Below are 17956 nucleotides of genomic sequence, written 5' to 3'. Positions count from 1 at the left end.
CTCACGCATCGGATCCGCCCATCAGGTAGCCCGCGCCCCGCACCGTCTCGATGGTCGCCGTGCCGTACGGCCGGTCGAGCTTCCGGCGGAGGTGCGCGACGTACACCTCGACGATGGAGGGGTCGCCGTCGAAGTCGTCGTCCCACACGTTCGCCACCACCTCGCGCTTGGACACGACGCGGCCGGCGTTCCGCGCGAGGAACTCCAGGACCGCGAACTCGCGGCTCGTCAGCTCGATCTCCTCGCCGCCGCGCGAGGCCCGCCGCGGGCCCGGGTCCACGACGAGGTCGCCGATGCGGTGCGCGACCGGCCGCGCCGGGGCGCCGCGGCGGACGAGGGCGCGGATCCGGGCCACCAGCACGGGGAACGCGAACGGCTTGGTGACGAAGTCGTCGGCGCCCGCCTCGAGCGCCTCGACCTCGTCCCACTCGCCGTCCTTGGCGGTGAGGACGAGGACGGGCGTCCAGACGCCCTCCTCGCGGAGCGTGCGGCAGACGGCCCAGCCGCTCATGCCGGGCATCATCAGGTCGAGGAGGATCGCGTCGTAGCGGTTCTCGCGGGCCCACCACAGGCCGTCGACCCCGTCGTGCGCCACGTCGACCGCGAACCCCTCGGCCTGCAGCCCGCGCCGGATGCCGTCGGCCAGCCGCCGCTCGTCGTCCACCACGAGGATCCTCACCCCACCACCGTGCCAGACGCGCGCGCCGGACGCGCCCGCGGCGTGCGCGGCCGCGGCGTGCGCCGCCGGGCCTCAGCCGAGGTCGACGCCGCCGCCCGCCGGCCGCTGCGGCGGATCCAGGAGCGCGGGGTCCCGGATGATGCCGATGGGCGTCGTGTCCAGCCGCACCGACTGCACGACCACGCGCTTCGAGCGGCGGCGGAGGTGCCGGCGCGCCTGCGGTGTCGCGAGGAGGCTGCCGAGCACGAGGCCCGCGCCGATCGCGAGGGTCGTCGCCATCGCGCCGACGAACGCGCCCGTCGCGCCGGAGGTGCCGGCCATCGAGTTGAGCAGCGCCGAGGCGACCGCGAGCGACGGCAGCAACGACCCGCAGAAGGCGGGCACCGCGATCGCCGTGGCCGACACGCGCAGGCGCGCCGCGACCACCGTCCCGAGCGCGCCGAGCAGCGTCGCGACGAGGAAGGTCGCGGCGAGCAGCGGCACGCCCGCGGCCTTGAGGACGTAGAGCGAGGCCGTGCCCACGAGCGCGACGGCGATGGCCACGGGCATCACGCGCGCGTTGGCGCCCTGCGTGATGCCGGTCGCGCCGGCCGCGAAGAACGTGGTGATGAGCAGCATCCAGAAGGGCAGGGAGCGGAGCGTGATGTCGGTGGGGTCCACCTCGATGTCGACGCCCGCCGTGAGCGCGAGGCCGCCCGGGATGCCGACGGCGATGCCCGCGACGATGAGCACGATGATCATCGCCCGCGACAGCGCCATGGCCCGGAACCCCGAGATGGCGTCCTGCGCCCACGTGACGATCGTGACGTGGGGGAGGATCAGCACCACCACCGCCGCGACCATCGCGGCCGCGCTGCCGGCCGGCATGACGCCCGACCAGATGGCGAGCGTGCCGACCGCGGCGACGGCGGCCGACTGCACGGCCACCACGAAGAACGGCGGGATGCCGCGGCGCGCGAGCTGCCGGCCGAGCACCATCGAGCCGATCATCAGGAGGAACGCGCCGATCGCGCCCGCGAGCGAGCCGCCGGCCTGCAGCGAGACGGAGACGCCGAAGAGGCCCATGGCCGCGTCGGTGATCCACGACGGCCAGCGCGGCGGCGACTTGAGCACCTCGACGAGGCCGTCGACGGCGCTCGTCATGTCCCGGTCGTCGTGGAGGAGCTCGTCGACGATCTGGTACACGAGCGACAGCCGGTGGAGGTCGCTGCCCTCGGCCGTGACCACGCGCAGCTTCACGAGCGGCGGTCCCTCGTGCGGCGCGTACTGGATGGTGATGGCCGTGCCCGTGATGTCGAGCTCCAGCGGCGCCAGGTTCCACTTCGTGCTCACGGCGACGATGGCGATCTCGACCGCGCGCACGTCGGCGCCGGAGGCGAGCATCACCTCGCCGAGGTCGAGGCAGAAGTCGACGATCTGGCGCGGGGAGTAGAGGTCGCCGAGGCGGCCGTGGGCGGGCTCGGTGCCCTCGTAGATGGTGCCGCGGAGGCGCGCGCGGACGTCGCGCATCTCCTGCGGGTTGACGCGGCGGCGGCGCTGGCGCGGCGGACGCGCGGCGCCGGGGTCCCGGCGGGGGCGGCGCGGATCCGCGGGCGGGGTGGTGCTCAGCGCGATCAGCGCTCCGTTCGGTTGCCGGCCCGCGCGAGGCGGGGGCGGATGGTGGATCGTCCATACCCTACGACCCGGATCCCGGACGCGGGCGCGGCGCCCGACCGGGAGGTCGGACGCCGCGCGGGACGAGCGGACGGATCAGCCCGTCGGGCAGGAGCTGTCCGACGCGCTGATGGGGCCGGTGGCCTTCGGCGCCGGGCAGATGAACTTCGTGTACTCGTGGTTGTCGTCGAGGTAGCGCTTGAGGTACGCCGTGACGGCGACGCGGATCGTGCCGGCCGGCACGTGCTCGCCGGCGCCGTGGCCGAGGCCCGTCAGCTCCAGGTACTGCTTGGGCGTGCCGGCGGGGATGGAGTCGTAGGCGGGCTTGCCGTAGTCCTTCGGGACGGCGATGTCGTCCTTCTGGCCCGTGATGACGAGGGTCGGGGACGTCAGCTTCGGGTACTCCGGGGTCGTCGCCTTCGGGTCGTCCTCCGGCGGCCCGTCGAACGGCATCATGGCCACCACGGCCTTGATGGACGGGCGCGACTGCGCCGCCTGCATCGCGCCGCCGCCGCCGAACGAGAAGGCCAGGAGGCCGACGCGGTCGGGCGAGACCTCGTGCTTCACCGGGCTCGAGCCCGTGAGCCAGTCGACGGCCGCGAGCATCTGGGTGGCCCGGTCGGCGGGGACGTCGCCGACGTCGAGCGTGTCGATCGCGAACGCGACGAAGCCCTGCGAGGCGACGAGCTCCGCGTACTCCTTCTCGTCGGCGCTGGTGTCCGTGAAGCCGGGCGTGATGACGACGGCGCCGAGGACGGGCTTGCCGGTGTCCTGGGGCTCGTAGAGGACGCCGCCGCCGAAGGCCTTCACGGACTTCTTCGGGACGACCGTGGTGCGCACGGCGAACGGCGCGTGGTGGTGACGGGCGGTGCTGGGGGCCGGGTGGTGGACGGGCGCGGACGCCTGCGCGGCGGTCGGGATCGCCAGCGTCGCGACGAGCGCGAGGGCGGCGACCGCGGCGGGTCGGCGCAGGGCGGAGGACATGACGGACATGGGTCATCTCTCTGTTCGTGAGGGGCCCGGCGGCGAGCGCCGCAGGGTGCGGCGAGACGTTACGGGTGTCTGGGCAGTCGGGCGCCGCCGCTCTCCCCAGCGCCGCCGGCTGTTGAGGATCCGCGCGCGGCACCGGGATGCGCCTCACGCGCGCGTGCCGTCCGCCGTCCCGCGTCGAGAGGACCCGTCAGCCGAGGCGCGCGCGCACGTCCGCGAGTGACAGCCGCGCGGCGACCGCGATGCGGTGCTCGTCGAGGCCCGCCGCGTGGGCCGCGCGCACGCCGGACCGGAGCGCGCCGGCGTCCGCGTGGCCGGCGGAGAGCTCGGCGAGGCGCGCCGCGTGCCGGTCCCGCTCCGGATCCGGGACCGGCCGCGCCGCCCCGACGTCGATGACCCAGTCGGCGTGCGGATGCCGCGCCTGCAGCACGAGCCGCCGCACGGCGGGCAGGTCCGGCGCCGACCAGTCGAGCCCGCCGAGGTCCGCGAGCGGCACCCAGCGGAGCTCGTCGTGGTCGGTGCTCGCGGCGGGCATGTCGCCGACCGGACCCACGAGGTAGCAGGCGAGGTCGATCACGCGGTCGCCCACGGGGACCTCGGAGCGGTCGACGAGCGCGCCGACCGTCACGTCGATCCCGAGCTCCTCGCGGATCTCGCGCGCGAGCGCCGCCCGCGGCGCCTCGCCCGGCTGGACCTTGCCGCCCGGGAACTCCCACGTGCCGGCGCCCGACGTGTGCGGCGCGCGGCGGCAGGCGAGGGCGCGCCCGTCGCGGATCAGCACGGCCGCCACGACCTCGAGTCCCGCCATGCCGCGCCTCCGTCCGGGTCGTCCGCCCGCGTCGACGCTACCGGCCGCGCCCCGGGCGGCGGCACCCGCCCTGTACCGTGGGGGTCCGGCGTCCGCCGCGACGAGAGGCTCACGCACGTGAAGATCAGCCACCAGCGTCACTTCGTGGTCGCGGCCGAGGTGCTGCACCACCCGAAGGCGGCGGATCAGCTCGGCATCTCGCGCGCGAAGCTCGCCTCCTCCATCCGCGCGGTCGAGGAGCACTACGGCAAGTCCGTCTTCGACCCGCAGGCCACCGAGACGCGCCTGACCAAGGCCGGCCGCCTCGCCTACGAGGAGGCGCTCGAGGAGCTCGCGAAGCCGTCGACCCCGCCCGAGCCGCCGCGGCCGCCCGCGGGTGGCAAGGCGAAGGCGTCCAAGGGCCAGGGCCGCGCGCCCGTGGTCAAGGGCCAGCCGAAGCCCTACAAGCGCACGCAGGGGCGCTGACCCGGATCGGATCGACGCCCCTGCGCGAGCGGTGGTGCGTCCTACTTCTTCAGGAACTCCAGCACGGCCTGGTTCCACTCCTCGGGGTGGCTGACCGTGACGCCGTGCGGGGCGTCCTCCACGACGTGCAGCTCGGAGCCGGCGATGGCCTGGTGCGTGCGCTCGCCGGATCCCTCGAACGGCACGGTCGCGTCGCTGTCGCCGTGGATGACGAGAGTCGGCACCGTGACCTTGGTGAGGTCGTCGCGGAAGTCCGTGGTCGCGAACGCGGCCATCGACGCGAGCGCCGCGTGCTTCTTCGACTGGTGCGCGAGGGCGATCGCCTCCTGGCGCTCCGCCTCGGTGACCTTGAGCACGCCGTTCGCCGAGAAGAACCCGGTCGTGAACTCGTCGTAGAAGGAGTCCTCGTCCTTGGTGAGGCCGGCGGTCATCTCGGCGGCGGCGTCCTTCGTGAGCGGGCCGTCCGGGTTGTCGTCGGTCTTCTCCAGGTACGGCGGCACGGCGGACGCGAAGACCACGCTGTGCAGGCGCTCCTCGCCGCGGGTGCCGATGTAGCGGGCGATCTCGCCGCCGCCCATCGAGAACCCGACCAGGGTCACGTCGCGGAGGTCGAGCTCGGTGAGCACGGCGTCGAGGTCCGACGCGAACGTGTCGTAGTCGTAGCCCGTGAGCGGCTTGTCGCTGCGGCCGAAGCCACGGCGGTCGTAGGTGATGACGCGGTAGCCGGCGGCCTCGAACGCGGGCACCTGCTTCTTCCACGACTCGCCGGACAGGGGCCAGCCGTGGATCAGGACCACGGGGCGGCCGGAGCCGCCGGTGTCGTCGACGTGCAGGTTCGTGTCCTTCAGGAGCCCGTGGTGGGCGGTGATCTCGGTCATGCGATCGTCCTTCCCTCATTCATGAGTTCGTGCACTACTGAAATGCTTCGGAGCCGTCCGCGGAGCGGTGCGGTCTCCGGATCGCCTGCGGCGCGCACCGGGGCGCGGGCAGCAGGATGGACCCATGACCGAAGCCAACTCCTTCTACCGCGCCGCCCGTGACCTCCTGCAGGAGATGCGCACCGACCGGACAGGCGCGGCGGCGCGCTTCCGCTGGCCGGACGTGGGGGAGTCCTTCAACTGGGCGGTCGACTGGTTCGATGGGATCGCGCGCGGGAACGACCGGGTGGCGCTGCGCGTCGTGGCCGGCGACGGATCCGAGCGCAGCGTCACCTTCGACGAGATGGCGACGCGCTCCGACCGGGTCGCGACCTGGCTCGTCGGCCTCGGGGTGCGGAAGGGCGACCACGTCATGCTCATGCTCGGCAACCGGGTGGAGCTGTGGGAGTCGATGCTCGCGATCATGAAGGCGGGCGCCGTGATCCTGCCCACCTCCACCGTGCTCGGATCCGCGGACCTCGCCGACCGCGTCGAGCGCGCGGGCGTGCGCGCCGTCATCGCCGACGCCGCGCACGCCGACGTGCTCGACGAGGTGCCGGGCGGCTTCCTGCGCATCGCGATCGGCGCGCCCGACGGCGCGTCCGACGGCGCGCCTACGGCGGCCGGCTGGACCGACTACCGCGACGCCGACCACGCAGCGGCCGAGCCCGTGGGCGTGGCCGTCGCGTCCACGGATCCGGCGCTCGTGTACTTCACCTCCGGCACCACGAGCAAGCCGAAGATGGTCGTGCACACGCACGTCTCGTACCCCGTCGGGCACCTCTCGACCACGTACTGGCTGGGGCTGCGGCCCGGCGACGTGCACCTCGCCATCAGCTCGCCCGGCTGGGGCAAGCACGCGTGGAGCTGCTTCTTCGCGCCGTGGATCGCGGAGGCCACCGTGTTCGTGCACGACTACGCGCGCTTCGACGCGCACGCGCTCGTGGAGCAGCTCGACCGCGCGGAGGTCACGACGTTCTGCGCGCCGCCGACCGTGTGGCGGATGCTCATCCAGGCCGGGATCCGCGAGCGGCCGGGGAGGCTCCGCGAGATCATGTCGGCGGGCGAGCCGCTCAACCCCGAGGTCATCGCGCGCATCGAGGAGTGGTGGGGGCTCGTGATCCGCGACGGCTACGGCCAGACCGAGACCACCGCCATCGTCGCGAACCCGCCCGGCGCCCCCGTCGTGCCGGGCTCGATGGGCACGCCGCTGCCGGGCGTCGACCTCGTGCTCGTGGATCCCGTCACGGGCGACCGCGCCGACGAGGGCGAGATCTGCCTCGACCTCGCCACCCGGCCCGTGAACCTCATGGCCGGCTACCTCGGCGACGAGGAGCGCACCGCGGAGGCGATGCGCGACGGGCTCTTCCACACGGGCGACGTCGCCCGGCGCGACCCCGACGGGACCATCACCTTCATCGGCCGCACCGACGACATCTTCAAGTCCTCGGACTACAAGATCTCGCCGTTCGAGGTCGAGAGCGTCCTGATCGAGCACCCGGCCGTCGCGGAGGCCGCGGTCGTGGGCGCGCCGGATCCCGTGCGGCTCAACGTCGCGAAGGCGTACGTGCACCTCGCCGCCGGGTGGGAGCCCGACGAGGAGACCGCGTTCGCCGTGCTGAAGCACGCGCGCGAGCGGTGCCCGGCGTTCATGCGCGTGCGACGCGTGGAGTTCGGGGAGCTGCCGAAGACCGCCTCGGGGAAGATCCGCCGGGTCGAGCTGCGGCAGCGCGAGGTCGCGGCCGCCGACGCGGGGGAGCGGCTCGACGGGGAGTGGCGCGACGACCAGTTCCCGGGGCTGCGGGCGCGCTGATCCGGCGTCGGACGCACGGGTCGGCCGGGCCGGCGCCGGTGACGGGAGCGGCGCCCGGCGGCCGGTAGCATCCCGTCATGCCCCTCGCGTCCCCGCCCGCCCTCGAGCCGCGGCGGGCCGCCCGGTGAGGGAGAACCCGTCCTTCGCGCTCGAGGACGTCGCCGAGATCCGCCGCCTCGTGGACGAGAACCCGTGGGCCACGATCGTCAGCGGCACGGGCGCCGGGCTCGTCGCCTCGCACTACCCGGTGCTGCTGGATCCCGACCGCGACGACCTCACGCTCCTCACCCACGTGGGGCGCCCCGACGAGCGGATCCACGAGCTCGGCCAGCGGGACGGCGCCGACGGCGAGGTCCTCGTCCTCGTGCAGGGCCCGCACGGCTACGTGTCGCCCGGCTGGTACGACGCCGACCCCGCCGTGCCCACCTGGAACCACGTCAGCGCGCACCTGACCTGCCGCGTCGAGATCCTCTCGCCCGAGGAGAACCTGCGGGTGCTCGAGCAGCTGGTGGACCGCTTCGAGGACCGCATGCCCGAGCCGCGCCGCATGGCGGGCACGGTCGCCGACGCCGCGTACTCCGCCCGGATCAGCGCCGGCACCGTCGGCCTGCGGCTCGTCGCCACCCGGTTCGTCGCCAAGGCCAAGCTCAGCCAGAACAAGCCGCCGCACGTCGTCGAGCGCGTGCTCCACGAGCTGGAGCACGGCGCGGAGTACCCGAACCCGGCGCTCGCCGCGGAGATGCGCCGGGCGCAGGCGCGCGCCGCCGACGCCCCGGCCGCTGACGCCTCGACCGCCGACGCAGACGCCGACGCCGCCGCGGACGCCGCCCCGACCCCGGCCGCGACGGCGGAGCGCCCCGAGTGACCGCGCTGCTGCTCGCGGGCGGACGCCTGCCCGGATCCGCCGCGCCCGTCGACGTGCTCGTGCGCGACGGCGTGATCGCGTCCGTCGGCCCCGCCGGATCCGCCGACGCCGCGGGCGTCGAGACCCGCGCGCTCGACGGCCGGTTCGTGATCCCGGGCCTCTGGGACCACCACGTGCACTTCACCCAGTGGACCAAGGTGTCCCGCCGCCTCGACCTCTCCCGCGTCGCGTCGGCCGCGGAGGCCGTCGCGCTCGTCCGGGACGCGCTCGCCGCGCGCGACGCCGCGTCCTCCGGCGCGGTGACCGGCGCAGGTCACGCACCCGAGGCGCTCGTCGGCTACGGCTTCCGCGACGGCCTCTGGCCCGACCTCCCCACGAAGGACCTCCTCGACGCGGTCGCGGGCGACACCCCGGTCCTGCTCGTCAGCGGCGACCTGCACTGCTGCTGGGCGAGCTCCGCCGCGCTCGCCCCGCACGGCTACGGCGACCACCCGACCGGCCTCCTGCGCGAGGACGACTGCTTCGACTTCATGTACCGCGTGGAGGAGGGCGACGCGTCCGCGCTCGACGCCCGCGCCGTCGAGGTCGCCCGGGACGCCGCCCGCCGCGGGGTGGTCGGCGTGGTCGACCTCGAGATCGACTGGAACCCGGCTCGCTGGCGCCGCCTGGCCGCCCTCGGGCACGACGCGCTCCGCGTCGAGCTCGGCATCTGGCCGCAGGACCTCGACCGGGCCCGCGACGCGGGCCTCCGCACGGGCGACCTGCTCGAGGGCACCGGCGGGCTCGTGCGCGTGGGGCCCGCGAAGGTCGTCACCGACGGATCCCTCAACACCCGCACCGCGTACTGCTTCGACCCGTACCCCGACCTCGACGGCCAGGGCGGCGACGCGCACGGCGGCGCCTGCGGCACGCTCTCCGTCCCGCCCGAGGAGTTGCGCGGCCTGATGCTGCGCGCGGCCCGCCAGGGGCTCCGGCCCGCGATCCACGCCATCGGCGACCACGCCAACCGCCTGGCGCTCGACGCGTTCGCGCACCTCGACCGGGAGCTCCGGGGCGCGCACCGCGACGCGGAGGGGCTCGCCGGATCCATCGAGCACGCGCAGCTGCTCACGCACGAGGACGTCGCGCGGTTCGCCGCGCTCGGCGTGGTCGCGAGCGTGCAGCCCGAGCACGCGATGGACGACCGCGACGTCGCCGACGTCTACTGGGCCGGCCGCACGGGCCGCGCCTTCGCGCTCGCCGACCTCCGCGCGGCGGGCACGCGCCTCGCGCTCGGCTCCGACGCGCCCGTCGCGCCGCTGGATCCGTGGGCCACGATGAGCGCCGCCGTCGGCCGGGCGCGCGACGGCCGGGCGCCGTGGCACCCCGAGCAGGCGATCGACCGGGCGGCCGCGCTCGACGCGTCCGTACGCACGCGCGTGGCGGCGGGGGAGCGGGCCGACCTCGCGGTCGTGGACGCGGATCCGCTCGCCGACGCCACCACCGCCGACGACCTCCGCGCCATGCGCGTGTCCGCCACCCTGCTCGGCGGCCGGTTCACGCACGACACGCTCGGCGGCTGACGGCAGGAACACCGCGCGGGCGCCGGGCGTTGGGCAGGGCATGAGAGCAATCGCCTACACCCGCACCGGTGCCCCCGACGTCCTGCAGCTGGTCGACCGCGACGAGGCCGCGCCCGGCCCCGGCGAGGTGCGCGTCCGCATCGTCGTCTCGGGCGTGAACCCCACCGACTGGAAGTCCCGCGACGGCGGATCGCCCGGCCAGGAGCTGCCCTTCCCCGAGGTCGTCCCGAACCAGGACGGCGCGGGCGTCGTCGACGCCGTCGGCCCGGACGTCACGGACCTCGCCGTCGGCGACCGCGTCTGGATCATGCTGGCCGCCCACGGCCGCCCCACCGGCACCGCGCAGGAGACGACGGTCCTCCCCGTCGACCGCGTCGCGCCGCTGCCCGACGGCCTCTCCTTCGACCTCGGCGCGAGCCTCGGCGTGCCCGCCGTCACGGCGCACCGCGCGCTCACCGTCTCCGAGGACGGCCCGTCGCGGCTCGCGCCCGGCGCCCTCGCCGGGAAGCACGTGCTCGTCGCCGGCGGCGCGGGAGCGGTCGGCCACGCGGCCATCCAGCTCGCGCGCTGGGCCGGCGCCACCGTGATCACCACGGTCAGCTCGCCCGAGAAGGCCGCCCTCGCGACGGCCGCCGGCGCGCAGCACGTCGTGGACTACAAGCACGGCGACGCGGTGGCGGAGATCCAGTCGATCGCGCCCGACGGCGTCGACCTGATCGTCGAGGTCGCCCCGGCGCAGAACGCCGAGCTCAACCAGGCGGTCGCGAAGAACCGCGCGTCGGTCGCCGTGTACGCGAACAACGGCGGCGACACCGTGACGCTCCCCGTGGTCGACAGCTTCGTGAAGAACCTCCGCTACCAGTTCCTGCTGCTGTACACGGTGGGCCGGGAGGCGCTCGACACCGCCCGCGCGGACATCCACCTCGCCCTGATCGACGGCGCGCTGCCCGTCGGCGAGGAGGCGGGCCTGCCGATCACGCGCTTCGCGCTCGAGGACGCGGCCGCCGCGCACCAGGCGGTCGAGGACGGCGTGACCGGCAAGGTGCTCATCGACGTGACGCCCGCCTGATCCGACCCCACGACGGCGATGGCCGCACCGCCTCGGGCGGTGCGGCCATCGGCCTGTCGGGCGCCGGTCGCCCGGGCGCCGGGGCGCCGGGGCGCCGGGCTCGGTCTACTCGACCGCGCGGCGCGAACCCGGCGCGCGGGCGATCAGGCCCTGCATGATCAGCGGCGCCAGCGCGCTCGCGTTGAGGCACGTGGAGACGAGGAACGCGATCGCGAGGAGCGTCGCGGGGATTCCCCACGCGTCGCCCACGAGGTGCAGCCCGAGCACGACGAGCGCGAGCACGAGCAGCAGCCACGAGGATCCGCGGGTCCACTGCGGCAGGCGCGGCGCGGCCAGGGCGACGAGCGCCATGATCCCGGCGTTCACGACGGCGATGACGAGCGCGGCGCTCACGAGACCGCGCTCCCGGGTGGTGCGATGGATGTCCTGGCGTGCTCGTGCATGGTGTCGTCCCCCTTCGACGGGCCGGTCGGCCTGGTCCCACTCTGACGTGACGGGAGCGTCGGGTGAAGTCGTCGGAAGGGGGGACACACGACGGCCCGGGCGCGTCGTCAGGGCCGGGCGACGGCGAGCGGCGGGACGTCCGCCAGGTCGAGCCCCACGTCGACCACCACGACGCGGCCCGCGAGCGCGCGCGCCGGGTCCCGCAGCAACCCGGCCTTCCCCGCGCCGAACGTGACGGTGAGGTCGGCGGGCAGCACCGTCGGATCCGGCACGGCGCCGTCGTCGCAGCCCACGCCGCTCGGGAGGTCGCACGCGACGACGCGCGGGCCGTCGGGCCGGGCGACCACGGGCAGCAGCGCGGCGACCACGCGACGCGCCGGGCCGCGGAGGGCGGGGTCGGCGGTCGTGCCGATGCCGAGGATCCCGTCGACCACCAGCGCCGAGGCCGCGCCGAGCGCCGCCACCGCGGCATCGTCCAGATCCTCCGCGCGGTAGATCCGGATGCCCGCCGCGGCCGCCTGCGCGGCGCCGGCATCGTGGATGCGGGAGGCCGTGCGGATCACGCGCACCTCGCGCCCCTCCCGCGCGAGCTCGGCCGCCGCGAGGAGCGCGTCGCCGCCGTTGTTCCCGGCGCCGACCAGCACGAGCAGGGTTCCGGTGGGCGCGACCTCCCGGCAGGCCCGGGCGAGCCCCGCGGCCGCCACGCGCATCAGCTGCGCGCCCGCGGCCAGCAGGGGCGCCTCGGCGGCGCGGATGTCCGCGGCCGCGTACCCGTCCTCGATCCGCCCCACTACGGCGCGATCTCGTCGACGATCAGGTCCGCCCACGCCCGGTACACGCGCCCGTAGAGGGTGTCCTGGGGGTTGGGCGCCGTGAACTCGGGGATGCGCCACGTGGGGAACGGGACGCTCGCGGTGCGCGCGTGCCGGGCGACGACGCGGCGGGTGGCGAGGTTGAGGGCCTCGGCGTGGCGGCCGATCGCGCCCGCGATGAGCGGCGGCGTGGCGGGCGAGTCCTGGAGGGGCGGGACCTCGGCGATCAGCACCAGCGCGTCGGCGGGCATCCGCTCGTGCGCGCCCACGATGCACGCGCCGAGCAGCGACTCCCAGAGCGGCGTCGGCGTGAAGCGGATCGCGTCGCCGATGCCCAGCACGATGACCGCGACGTCGGTGCTCGCCCAGGCGGGGAACGCGTCGAGCCCCGGGCGCCAGGAGCGCACGGTGAAGTCGGGGAACGGCTGCGCGGACCAGAAGACGCCGCGGCCCGTGCGCATCGACAGCTTGTGGGCGACCTGCCCGGCGATGCCGAGGTCGTGCGAGACGGTCTGGTAGCCGACCGCGGTGCCCTCGCCCACGACGGCGAGGCCGTACGGATCCGGGCCCGGCTGCGAGCCCGTGGGGGAGTCGCGCGGGAAGGTGGCGCGGCGCATCTCGCGGTAGAGCAGGCGGTACTGGACGCGGCCGAGGGTGGCGGAGCGGAGCGTGGCGAGCATGCCGGAGGCCAGGGCGCGGGGCCCCCGATGCGGGGGCGGCTGCGGTGCGCTGGTCATCGCCGCCCGTCCTCCCTCATGCCCGCCCGTGCCGGGCCCGAGACGCAGGATATCCCGCGCTCGGGCCCCCGTTCGGCGGCGACGCGGATCGGCCGCCCGCGCGGGGCCGGCGGATCAGGCCAGGAGGTCGCGGACCATGGGCGCGACGACGGTGCCGTAGCGCTCGATGCCGCCCATCATCCGCTCGTGCGAGAAGGGCCCGGCGCTGTACTTGAGGTCGAAGCGCGTGGCGCCGACGGCCTTCAGCGTCGCGGCGATCTTGCGGGCGACCGTCTCGGCCGATCCCACGTACAGCGACCCGTGCTCGATCTCCTGCTCGTAGGACGCGCGGGCGAGCGGCGGCCAGCCGCGGTCCTTGCCGATGCGGGCGTGCATCACCTGGTAGTCGGGGAAGAACGCCTCGCGGGCGTCGGCGTCGGTCTCGCCGACGTAGCCGGGCGAGTGGATCCCGACGGGCAGGCGCGGCTGCTCGAGCTGGTCGAGGGCGCGCGCGAACAGGTCGGCGTAGGGGGCGAAGCGGTGCGGCTCGCCGCCGATGATCGCGAGCATGAGCGGGAAGCCGTGGCGCGCGGCGCGCACGACCGACTCGGGGCTGCCGCCGACGCCGACCCAGGTCTTGATGCCGTTGGCCGTCTTCGGGAACACGTCGTGCTCGGTGAGGCCGGCGCGCGTCGAGCCGCTCCAGGTGACGGGCGTCTCCTTGACGAGCTCGGCGAACAGGCCCAGCTTCTCCTCGAAGAGGCGCTCGTAGTCGCTCAGCTCGTAGCCGAACAGCGGGAACGACTCGGTGAAGGAGCCGCGGCCGAGGATGACCTCCGCGCGCCCGTTCGAGACGGCGTCGAGCGTCGCGAAGCGCTGGAAGACGCGCACCGGGTCGTCGGAGCTGAGGACCGTGACGGCGGATCCCAGGCGGATGCGGGAGGTCTTCGCCGCGATGGCGGCGAGCGCGACCTCCGGGGAGGAGATCGCGTAGTCGTCGCGGTGGTGCTCGCCGAGGCCGATGAAGTCGATGCCGACCTGGTCGGCGAGGACGCCCTCGGCGACCACGTTGCGGATGACCTCGGCGTAGGGCAGCTCGCGGCCGTCCGGTCCGACCGTGACGTCCCCGAACGTGTCCAGTCCGAGCTCGATCTCCTGCGCCATGCTGCCCTGCTTCCCTATCCATGCGAACGTATGCATCTGGGTCAACCCTAGGTGCGGGGATCGCATTCCCGCGAATCGGGGCGGCGCGGGCGGGCGTCGGGCGGGTCAGTCGACGACGGGCTCCGCGCGCGCGAGCTCGGTGTCCTCGACGCGCGACTCCGGCATCAGCAGGCCCGCGACCACGGTCGCGAGCGCGCACACGCCGACCGCGAGGAACACGGCGCCCGAGGCGGCGATCACGGCGTCCGGATCCCGCTGGCCGCCGTCCGACGCCTGGAAGATCGCGTTGGCGATCGCGCCGAAGACGGCGACGCCGACCGCGCTGCCGATCGACCGGGCGAAGAGGTTCGCGCCCGTCACGACGCCGCGCTCGCCCCAGCCGACGCTCGACTGCGCGCCGATGAGGCTGGGCGTCGCGACGAGGCCGAGGCCCAGGCCCACCACGAAGCAGCCGGCCGCGATGCCGACGAGCGTGGGCGTCGCCGCGAGCAGCGCGATGGATCCGGTGCCCACGATGGTGAGCGCCATGCCGATGAGCACCGTGCGGCGGAAGCCGATGCGGAGGTACAGACGGCCCGACAGCGACGCCGAGATCGGCCAGCCGATCGTGAGCGCCGCGAGCGCGAGGCCCGAGACGAGCGGCGTGACGCCGATGGAGCCCTCGAGGTAGGTGGGCACGTAGGAGGTGAGGCCGATGAGGATCGCGCCGACGCCGAGCGACACCAGGGTGGTCGTGAGCAGCAGCCGCCGGGAGAACACCCAGAGCGGCAGCACGGGCTCGGCCGCGCGTCGTTCCACGAGGAGGAACGCGACGATCAGCACGCCGCCGACCGCGAACGACCCGATGCTCGGCACGGAGTCCCACGCCCACGCCTGGCCGCCCTCGAGCACCGCGAGGATCAGGAGGCTGAGGCCCACGGTGAGGAGCGCGGCGCCCGCGTAGTCGACGCGGTGCCGGGTGCGCTCGATGGACTCGTGGAAGCGGCGGACGATCATCCAGCCGGCGACGAGGCACAGCGGCACGTTGACGAAGAAGATCCAGCGCCAGGTCGTGAACTCGGAGAACACGCCGCCGAGGGTGGGGCCGACGACGCTCGAGACGGCCCAGACGCTCGCGAGGTAGCCCTGCGTCTTGGCGCGCTCGGCCACCGTGTAGATGTCGCCCGCGATCGTGATCGCCATGGGCGCCACCGCGCCGGCGCCGAGGCCCTGGATCGCCCGGGCCGCGATGAGCGCGGGCATGCTCCACGCGAATCCGCACAGCACGGAGCCCACGAGGAACAGGCCGATGCCGACGAGGATGATCGGCTTCCGCCCCACGGTGTCGCTGAGCTTCGCGTAGAGCGGCACCGACACCGCCTGCGCGAGCAGGTAGATGGAGAAGAGCCACGGGAACGAGGCGAAGCCGCCGAGGTCGTCCACGATGGACGGCACCGCGGTGGCGAGGATGGTCGAGTCGATGGCCACGAGGCCCGTCGTCATCATCAGGGCGATGAGGATCGGGCCGCGCTCGGATCGGAATCCGACGCCGCTGGTGTCAGTCATGAGCCTCCCGGGTCGAACGGTGAACGGGCGCGGGGCCGGCCGCATTCCCGCACGGGGAGGATCCCATGTGGTCGACTGGGTCCACCCCCACCGGAAGGACCCCGAGTGACGTTCCGCGCCCCCGACGCATTCACCACCCGCCCCACGCTCCGCGGCACGTTCGGCATGAGCGCCTCCACGCACTGGCTCGCCTCCGGCACCGGCCAGGCCGTGCTCGAGCGCGGCGGCAACGCGTTCGACGCCGCGGTCGCCGCGGCCTTCGTGCTGCACGTCGTCGAGCCGCACCTCAACGGCCCCGGCGGCGACATGACCGCCGTCGTGCAGGTCGCGGGGGAGGCCGGGCCGAAGCTCCTCATGGGGCAGGGATCCGCGCCCGCCGCCGCGAGCCCTGAGCGCTTCCGGGAGGAGGGCCTCGACCGCGTGCCCGGCGCCGGCGCGCTCGCCGCGGCCGTGCCCGCGGCGGTCGACGCGTGGCTGCTGCTGCTCCGCGACCACGGCACGTGGGAGCTCGCCGACGCCTGGGCGTTCGCCATCGGGTACGCGCGGGACGGGCATCCGGTGCTGGAGAGCGTGCGCCGCACCATCGCGGGCGTCGCCGACCTGTTCCGCGAGCACTGGTCCGCCTCCGCCGGGTTCTGGATGCCCGACGGCGCGGCGCCCGCGGCCGGCTCCCTCGTGCGGAACCCCGCGTGGGCGGCGGCCATGGAGCGGATCCTGTCGGAGTCGTCGGCCGCCGCGGGCCCGGGCGCGACGCGCGAGGAGCGCGTCGAGGCCGCCCGCACCGTCTGGGCCGAGGGCTTCGTCGCGGAGGAGATGGTCGCGAGCGTGCAGGATCCGCACCGGCACTCCACGGGCGCCGACCACGCGGGCCTCCTCACGGCCGAGGACCTCGCCGGCTCGCGCGCGACGTGGGAGGACGCGGTGTCCATCGAGTTCCGCGGGCTCCGGATCTGGAAGACGGGCGCCTGGGGCCAGGGGCCGGCGCTGCTGCAGGCGCTGATGATCCTCGACGGCTTCACGGACGAGGAGATCGACCCGGCGACGGCCGCGGGGATCCACCGCATCATCGAGGCGCAGAAGCTCGCGCTCGCCGACCGCGAGTCGTACTACGGCGACGCCGTGCCGGGCGGGGCGCCCCTCGACGTGCTGCTCAGCGCGGAGTACGCGGCGGAGCGGCGCGCGCTCATCGCCGACGAGGCGTCGCACGAGCTGCGTCCCGGGCACGTCGACGGCGTGGAGCCGTTCCGGCCGCCGCTCGTGGTCGAGGGCGACGCGCCCGCGTCCGCCGGCGGCACGGGCGAGCCCACGGTCTCCCGCACGGGCGAGACCCGCGGCGACACCTGCCACCTCGACATCGTCGACCGCTTCGGCAACATGATCTCGGCCACGCCCTCCGGCGGCTGGCTCCAGTCGTCGCCGTTCATCCCGTCGCTCGGCTTCTGCCTCGGCACGCGCCTGCAGATGACCTGGCTCGAGCCCGGCGGCCCGTCGTCGCTCGTCCCCGGCCGCCGTCCGCGCACGACGCTGACGCCCACGCTGATCACGCGCGACGGCGAGCCCGTGGAGGCGCTCGGCTCGCCCGGCGGCGACCAGCAGGACCAGTGGCAGCTGCCGTACCTGCTGCGCACGATCGTCGGCGGCTTCAGCCCCCAGCAGGCCGTGGACGCGCCGACGTTCCACACGACGAGCGTCCCCGGCTCCTTCTGGCCGCGCACCTGGACGCCCGGCGGCCTCGTGGTCGAGGGGCGCGTGGGCGAGGACGTCATCGCGGATCTCCGGGCGCGCGGGCACGTCGTGGAGGTGGCGGGGGACTGGACGCTCGGGCGCCTCTCGGCCGTGACGCGGGATCCCGCCACCGGGCTGCTCGGTGCCGCGGCCAACCCGCGCGGGGCCCAGGGGTACGCGGTCGGACGATGACGCTCGACCGGCAGATCGCGTCGGCCCTCATCGCCGACCACGCCCGCCGCCGCGTCGGCAGCGCCGCGGAGCTGCGGGCGGCCTCGGCACCCGGACGGTTCGTCGCCGAGCCGGACGCCGCCACGCCCGCGGTCGGCGTCGTGCTCGGCGCGTCCGAGCAGCGGAACGCGACGTGCGGCGACGTGGTGGACCTGCGGGTGCTCGCGGCGGATCCGGCGCACCCCGCCGCCTCCGCGGGCGCGTCGGTGGATCCCGCCGAGCGCATCGCCGTCCGCTGGCACGGCCGCGGCTGCACGGTGTCGCAGGCGTCCGCGTCGATGCTCGCCGAGCTCGTCGAGGGGCGGACGGCCGCGGAGGCCGCCGCGCTCGTCGTCGAGCTGCGCGCCCTGATCCGGTCCCACGAGCTCCGGCCCGGCGCCGAGGACCGCCTCGGCGACGCCTTCGCCCTCGCGGACTCCGGCCGCTACCCGCTCCGCGGCACCTGCGCGCTGCTCGCCTGGCACGCGCTGGAGGAGGCGCTGGGGCGCTGAGGCGCGT

At 75.1% G+C, this 17956-nt stretch carries 17 protein-coding genes; 7 read left to right on the top strand and 10 right to left on the bottom strand.

Annotated elements, in window-relative coordinates; translation table 11 throughout:
• Nucleotide 1 precedes the first annotated feature (1 nt).
• The 4 genes from FGG90_RS05970 to FGG90_RS05955 all read right to left on the bottom strand — a co-directional run bounded on the left by FGG90_RS05970 (nt 2) and on the right by FGG90_RS05955 (nt 4130).
• Nucleotides 2-679, bottom strand: a complete 678-nt coding sequence (locus FGG90_RS05970; RefSeq protein ID WP_094129272.1) for a response regulator transcription factor — start codon at nt 677-679, stop codon at nt 2-4.
• 72 nt (nt 680-751) lie between these two features.
• Nucleotides 752-2188 carry a threonine/serine exporter family protein gene (locus tag FGG90_RS05965; protein WP_237583533.1) on the bottom strand — a complete coding sequence of 479 codons (1437 nt, stop codon included), beginning with the start codon at nt 2186-2188 and terminating at the stop codon, nt 752-754.
• Between the two features lie 240 nt (nt 2189-2428).
• The gene (locus FGG90_RS05960; protein ID WP_094129277.1) at nt 2429-3325 is read right to left on the bottom strand and encodes a dienelactone hydrolase family protein; all 897 of its coding nucleotides are present in this window, start codon (nt 3323-3325) and stop codon (nt 2429-2431) included.
• A gap of 187 nt (nt 3326-3512) precedes the next feature.
• Entirely contained in the window at nt 3513-4130 is a 618-nt protein-coding gene (locus tag FGG90_RS05955) for a (deoxy)nucleoside triphosphate pyrophosphohydrolase (protein WP_094129280.1), read from the bottom strand.
• 117 nt (nt 4131-4247) lie between these two features.
• Between FGG90_RS05955 and FGG90_RS05950 the strand changes: the two genes are divergently transcribed.
• Nucleotides 4248-4595 carry a LysR family transcriptional regulator gene (locus FGG90_RS05950; RefSeq protein ID WP_094129283.1) on the top strand — a complete coding sequence of 116 codons (348 nt, stop codon included), beginning with the start codon at nt 4248-4250 and terminating at the stop codon, nt 4593-4595.
• Nucleotides 4596-4636: 41 nt separating this feature from the next.
• On the opposite strand, the gene FGG90_RS05945 is transcribed toward FGG90_RS05950, so the two are convergent.
• A complete protein-coding gene (locus tag FGG90_RS05945; RefSeq protein WP_094129286.1) occupies nt 4637-5473 on the bottom strand; it encodes an alpha/beta fold hydrolase in 837 nt (278 codons plus the stop codon).
• A 124-nt stretch (nt 5474-5597) separates the two neighbouring features.
• Here FGG90_RS05945 and FGG90_RS05940 point away from each other — a divergent pair, with 124 nt between their 5' ends.
• From FGG90_RS05940 to FGG90_RS05925, 4 genes are all read left to right on the top strand, one after another.
• Nucleotides 5598-7325, top strand: coding sequence for an AMP-binding protein (locus tag FGG90_RS05940; protein WP_094129289.1), 1728 nt, complete (start codon nt 5598-5600; stop codon nt 7323-7325).
• A 124-nt stretch (nt 7326-7449) separates the two neighbouring features.
• Nucleotides 7450-8190 carry an FMN-binding negative transcriptional regulator gene (locus FGG90_RS05935; protein WP_237583532.1) on the top strand — a complete coding sequence of 247 codons (741 nt, stop codon included), beginning with the start codon at nt 7450-7452 and terminating at the stop codon, nt 8188-8190.
• Nucleotides 8187-9752 carry an amidohydrolase gene (locus tag FGG90_RS05930; RefSeq protein WP_094129292.1) on the top strand — a complete coding sequence of 522 codons (1566 nt, stop codon included), beginning with the start codon at nt 8187-8189 and terminating at the stop codon, nt 9750-9752. The genes FGG90_RS05935 and FGG90_RS05930 overlap by 4 nt, the downstream gene beginning before the upstream one ends.
• Before the next feature lie 40 nt (nt 9753-9792).
• Nucleotides 9793-10821 carry an NADPH:quinone reductase gene (locus tag FGG90_RS05925; RefSeq protein ID WP_094129295.1) on the top strand — a complete coding sequence of 343 codons (1029 nt, stop codon included), beginning with the start codon at nt 9793-9795 and terminating at the stop codon, nt 10819-10821.
• Nucleotides 10822-10926: 105 nt separating this feature from the next.
• Here FGG90_RS05925 and FGG90_RS05920 read toward each other — a convergent pair whose 3' ends face one another.
• The 5 genes from FGG90_RS05920 to FGG90_RS05900 all read right to left on the bottom strand — a co-directional run bounded on the left by FGG90_RS05920 (nt 10927) and on the right by FGG90_RS05900 (nt 15502).
• Entirely contained in the window at nt 10927-11214 is a 288-nt protein-coding gene (locus FGG90_RS05920) for a hypothetical protein (protein ID WP_094129298.1), read from the bottom strand.
• Nucleotides 11215-11372: 158 nt separating this feature from the next.
• Nucleotides 11373-12056, bottom strand: a complete 684-nt coding sequence (locus FGG90_RS05915) for an NAD(P)H-hydrate epimerase (RefSeq protein ID WP_094129302.1) — start codon at nt 12054-12056, stop codon at nt 11373-11375.
• Nucleotides 12056-12814 (bottom strand): SGNH/GDSL hydrolase family protein, encoded by a 759-nt coding sequence (locus tag FGG90_RS05910; RefSeq protein ID WP_237583531.1) that lies wholly within the window; start codon nt 12812-12814, stop codon nt 12056-12058. Before FGG90_RS05910 ends, FGG90_RS05915 begins: the two co-directional genes overlap by 1 nt.
• Nucleotides 12815-12928: 114 nt before the next feature.
• Entirely contained in the window at nt 12929-13957 is a 1029-nt protein-coding gene (locus FGG90_RS05905) for an LLM class flavin-dependent oxidoreductase (protein WP_094129305.1), read from the bottom strand.
• A gap of 105 nt (nt 13958-14062) precedes the next feature.
• Entirely contained in the window at nt 14063-15502 is a 1440-nt protein-coding gene (locus FGG90_RS05900) for an MDR family MFS transporter (RefSeq protein WP_094129308.1), read from the bottom strand.
• A gap of 105 nt (nt 15503-15607) precedes the next feature.
• Between FGG90_RS05900 and FGG90_RS05895 the strand changes: the two genes are divergently transcribed.
• Together FGG90_RS05895 and FGG90_RS05890 are read left to right on the top strand one after the other, a co-directional pair.
• Nucleotides 15608-17419 carry a gamma-glutamyltransferase family protein gene (locus FGG90_RS05895; protein WP_094129311.1) on the top strand — a complete coding sequence of 604 codons (1812 nt, stop codon included), beginning with the start codon at nt 15608-15610 and terminating at the stop codon, nt 17417-17419.
• A complete protein-coding gene (locus FGG90_RS05890; protein ID WP_094129314.1) occupies nt 17416-17949 on the top strand; it encodes an iron-sulfur cluster assembly scaffold protein in 534 nt (177 codons plus the stop codon). Before FGG90_RS05895 ends, FGG90_RS05890 begins: the two co-directional genes overlap by 4 nt.
• The last annotated feature ends 7 nt before the right edge of the window (nt 17950-17956 follow it).

The sequence above is a fragment of the Clavibacter michiganensis subsp. tessellarius genome, from assembly GCF_021922985.1.
Taxonomy (GTDB): domain Bacteria; phylum Actinomycetota; class Actinomycetes; order Actinomycetales; family Microbacteriaceae; genus Clavibacter; species Clavibacter tessellarius.
Note: the sequence above shows the minus strand (reverse complement) of the source record. Positions and strands in the feature narration are given on the sequence as shown.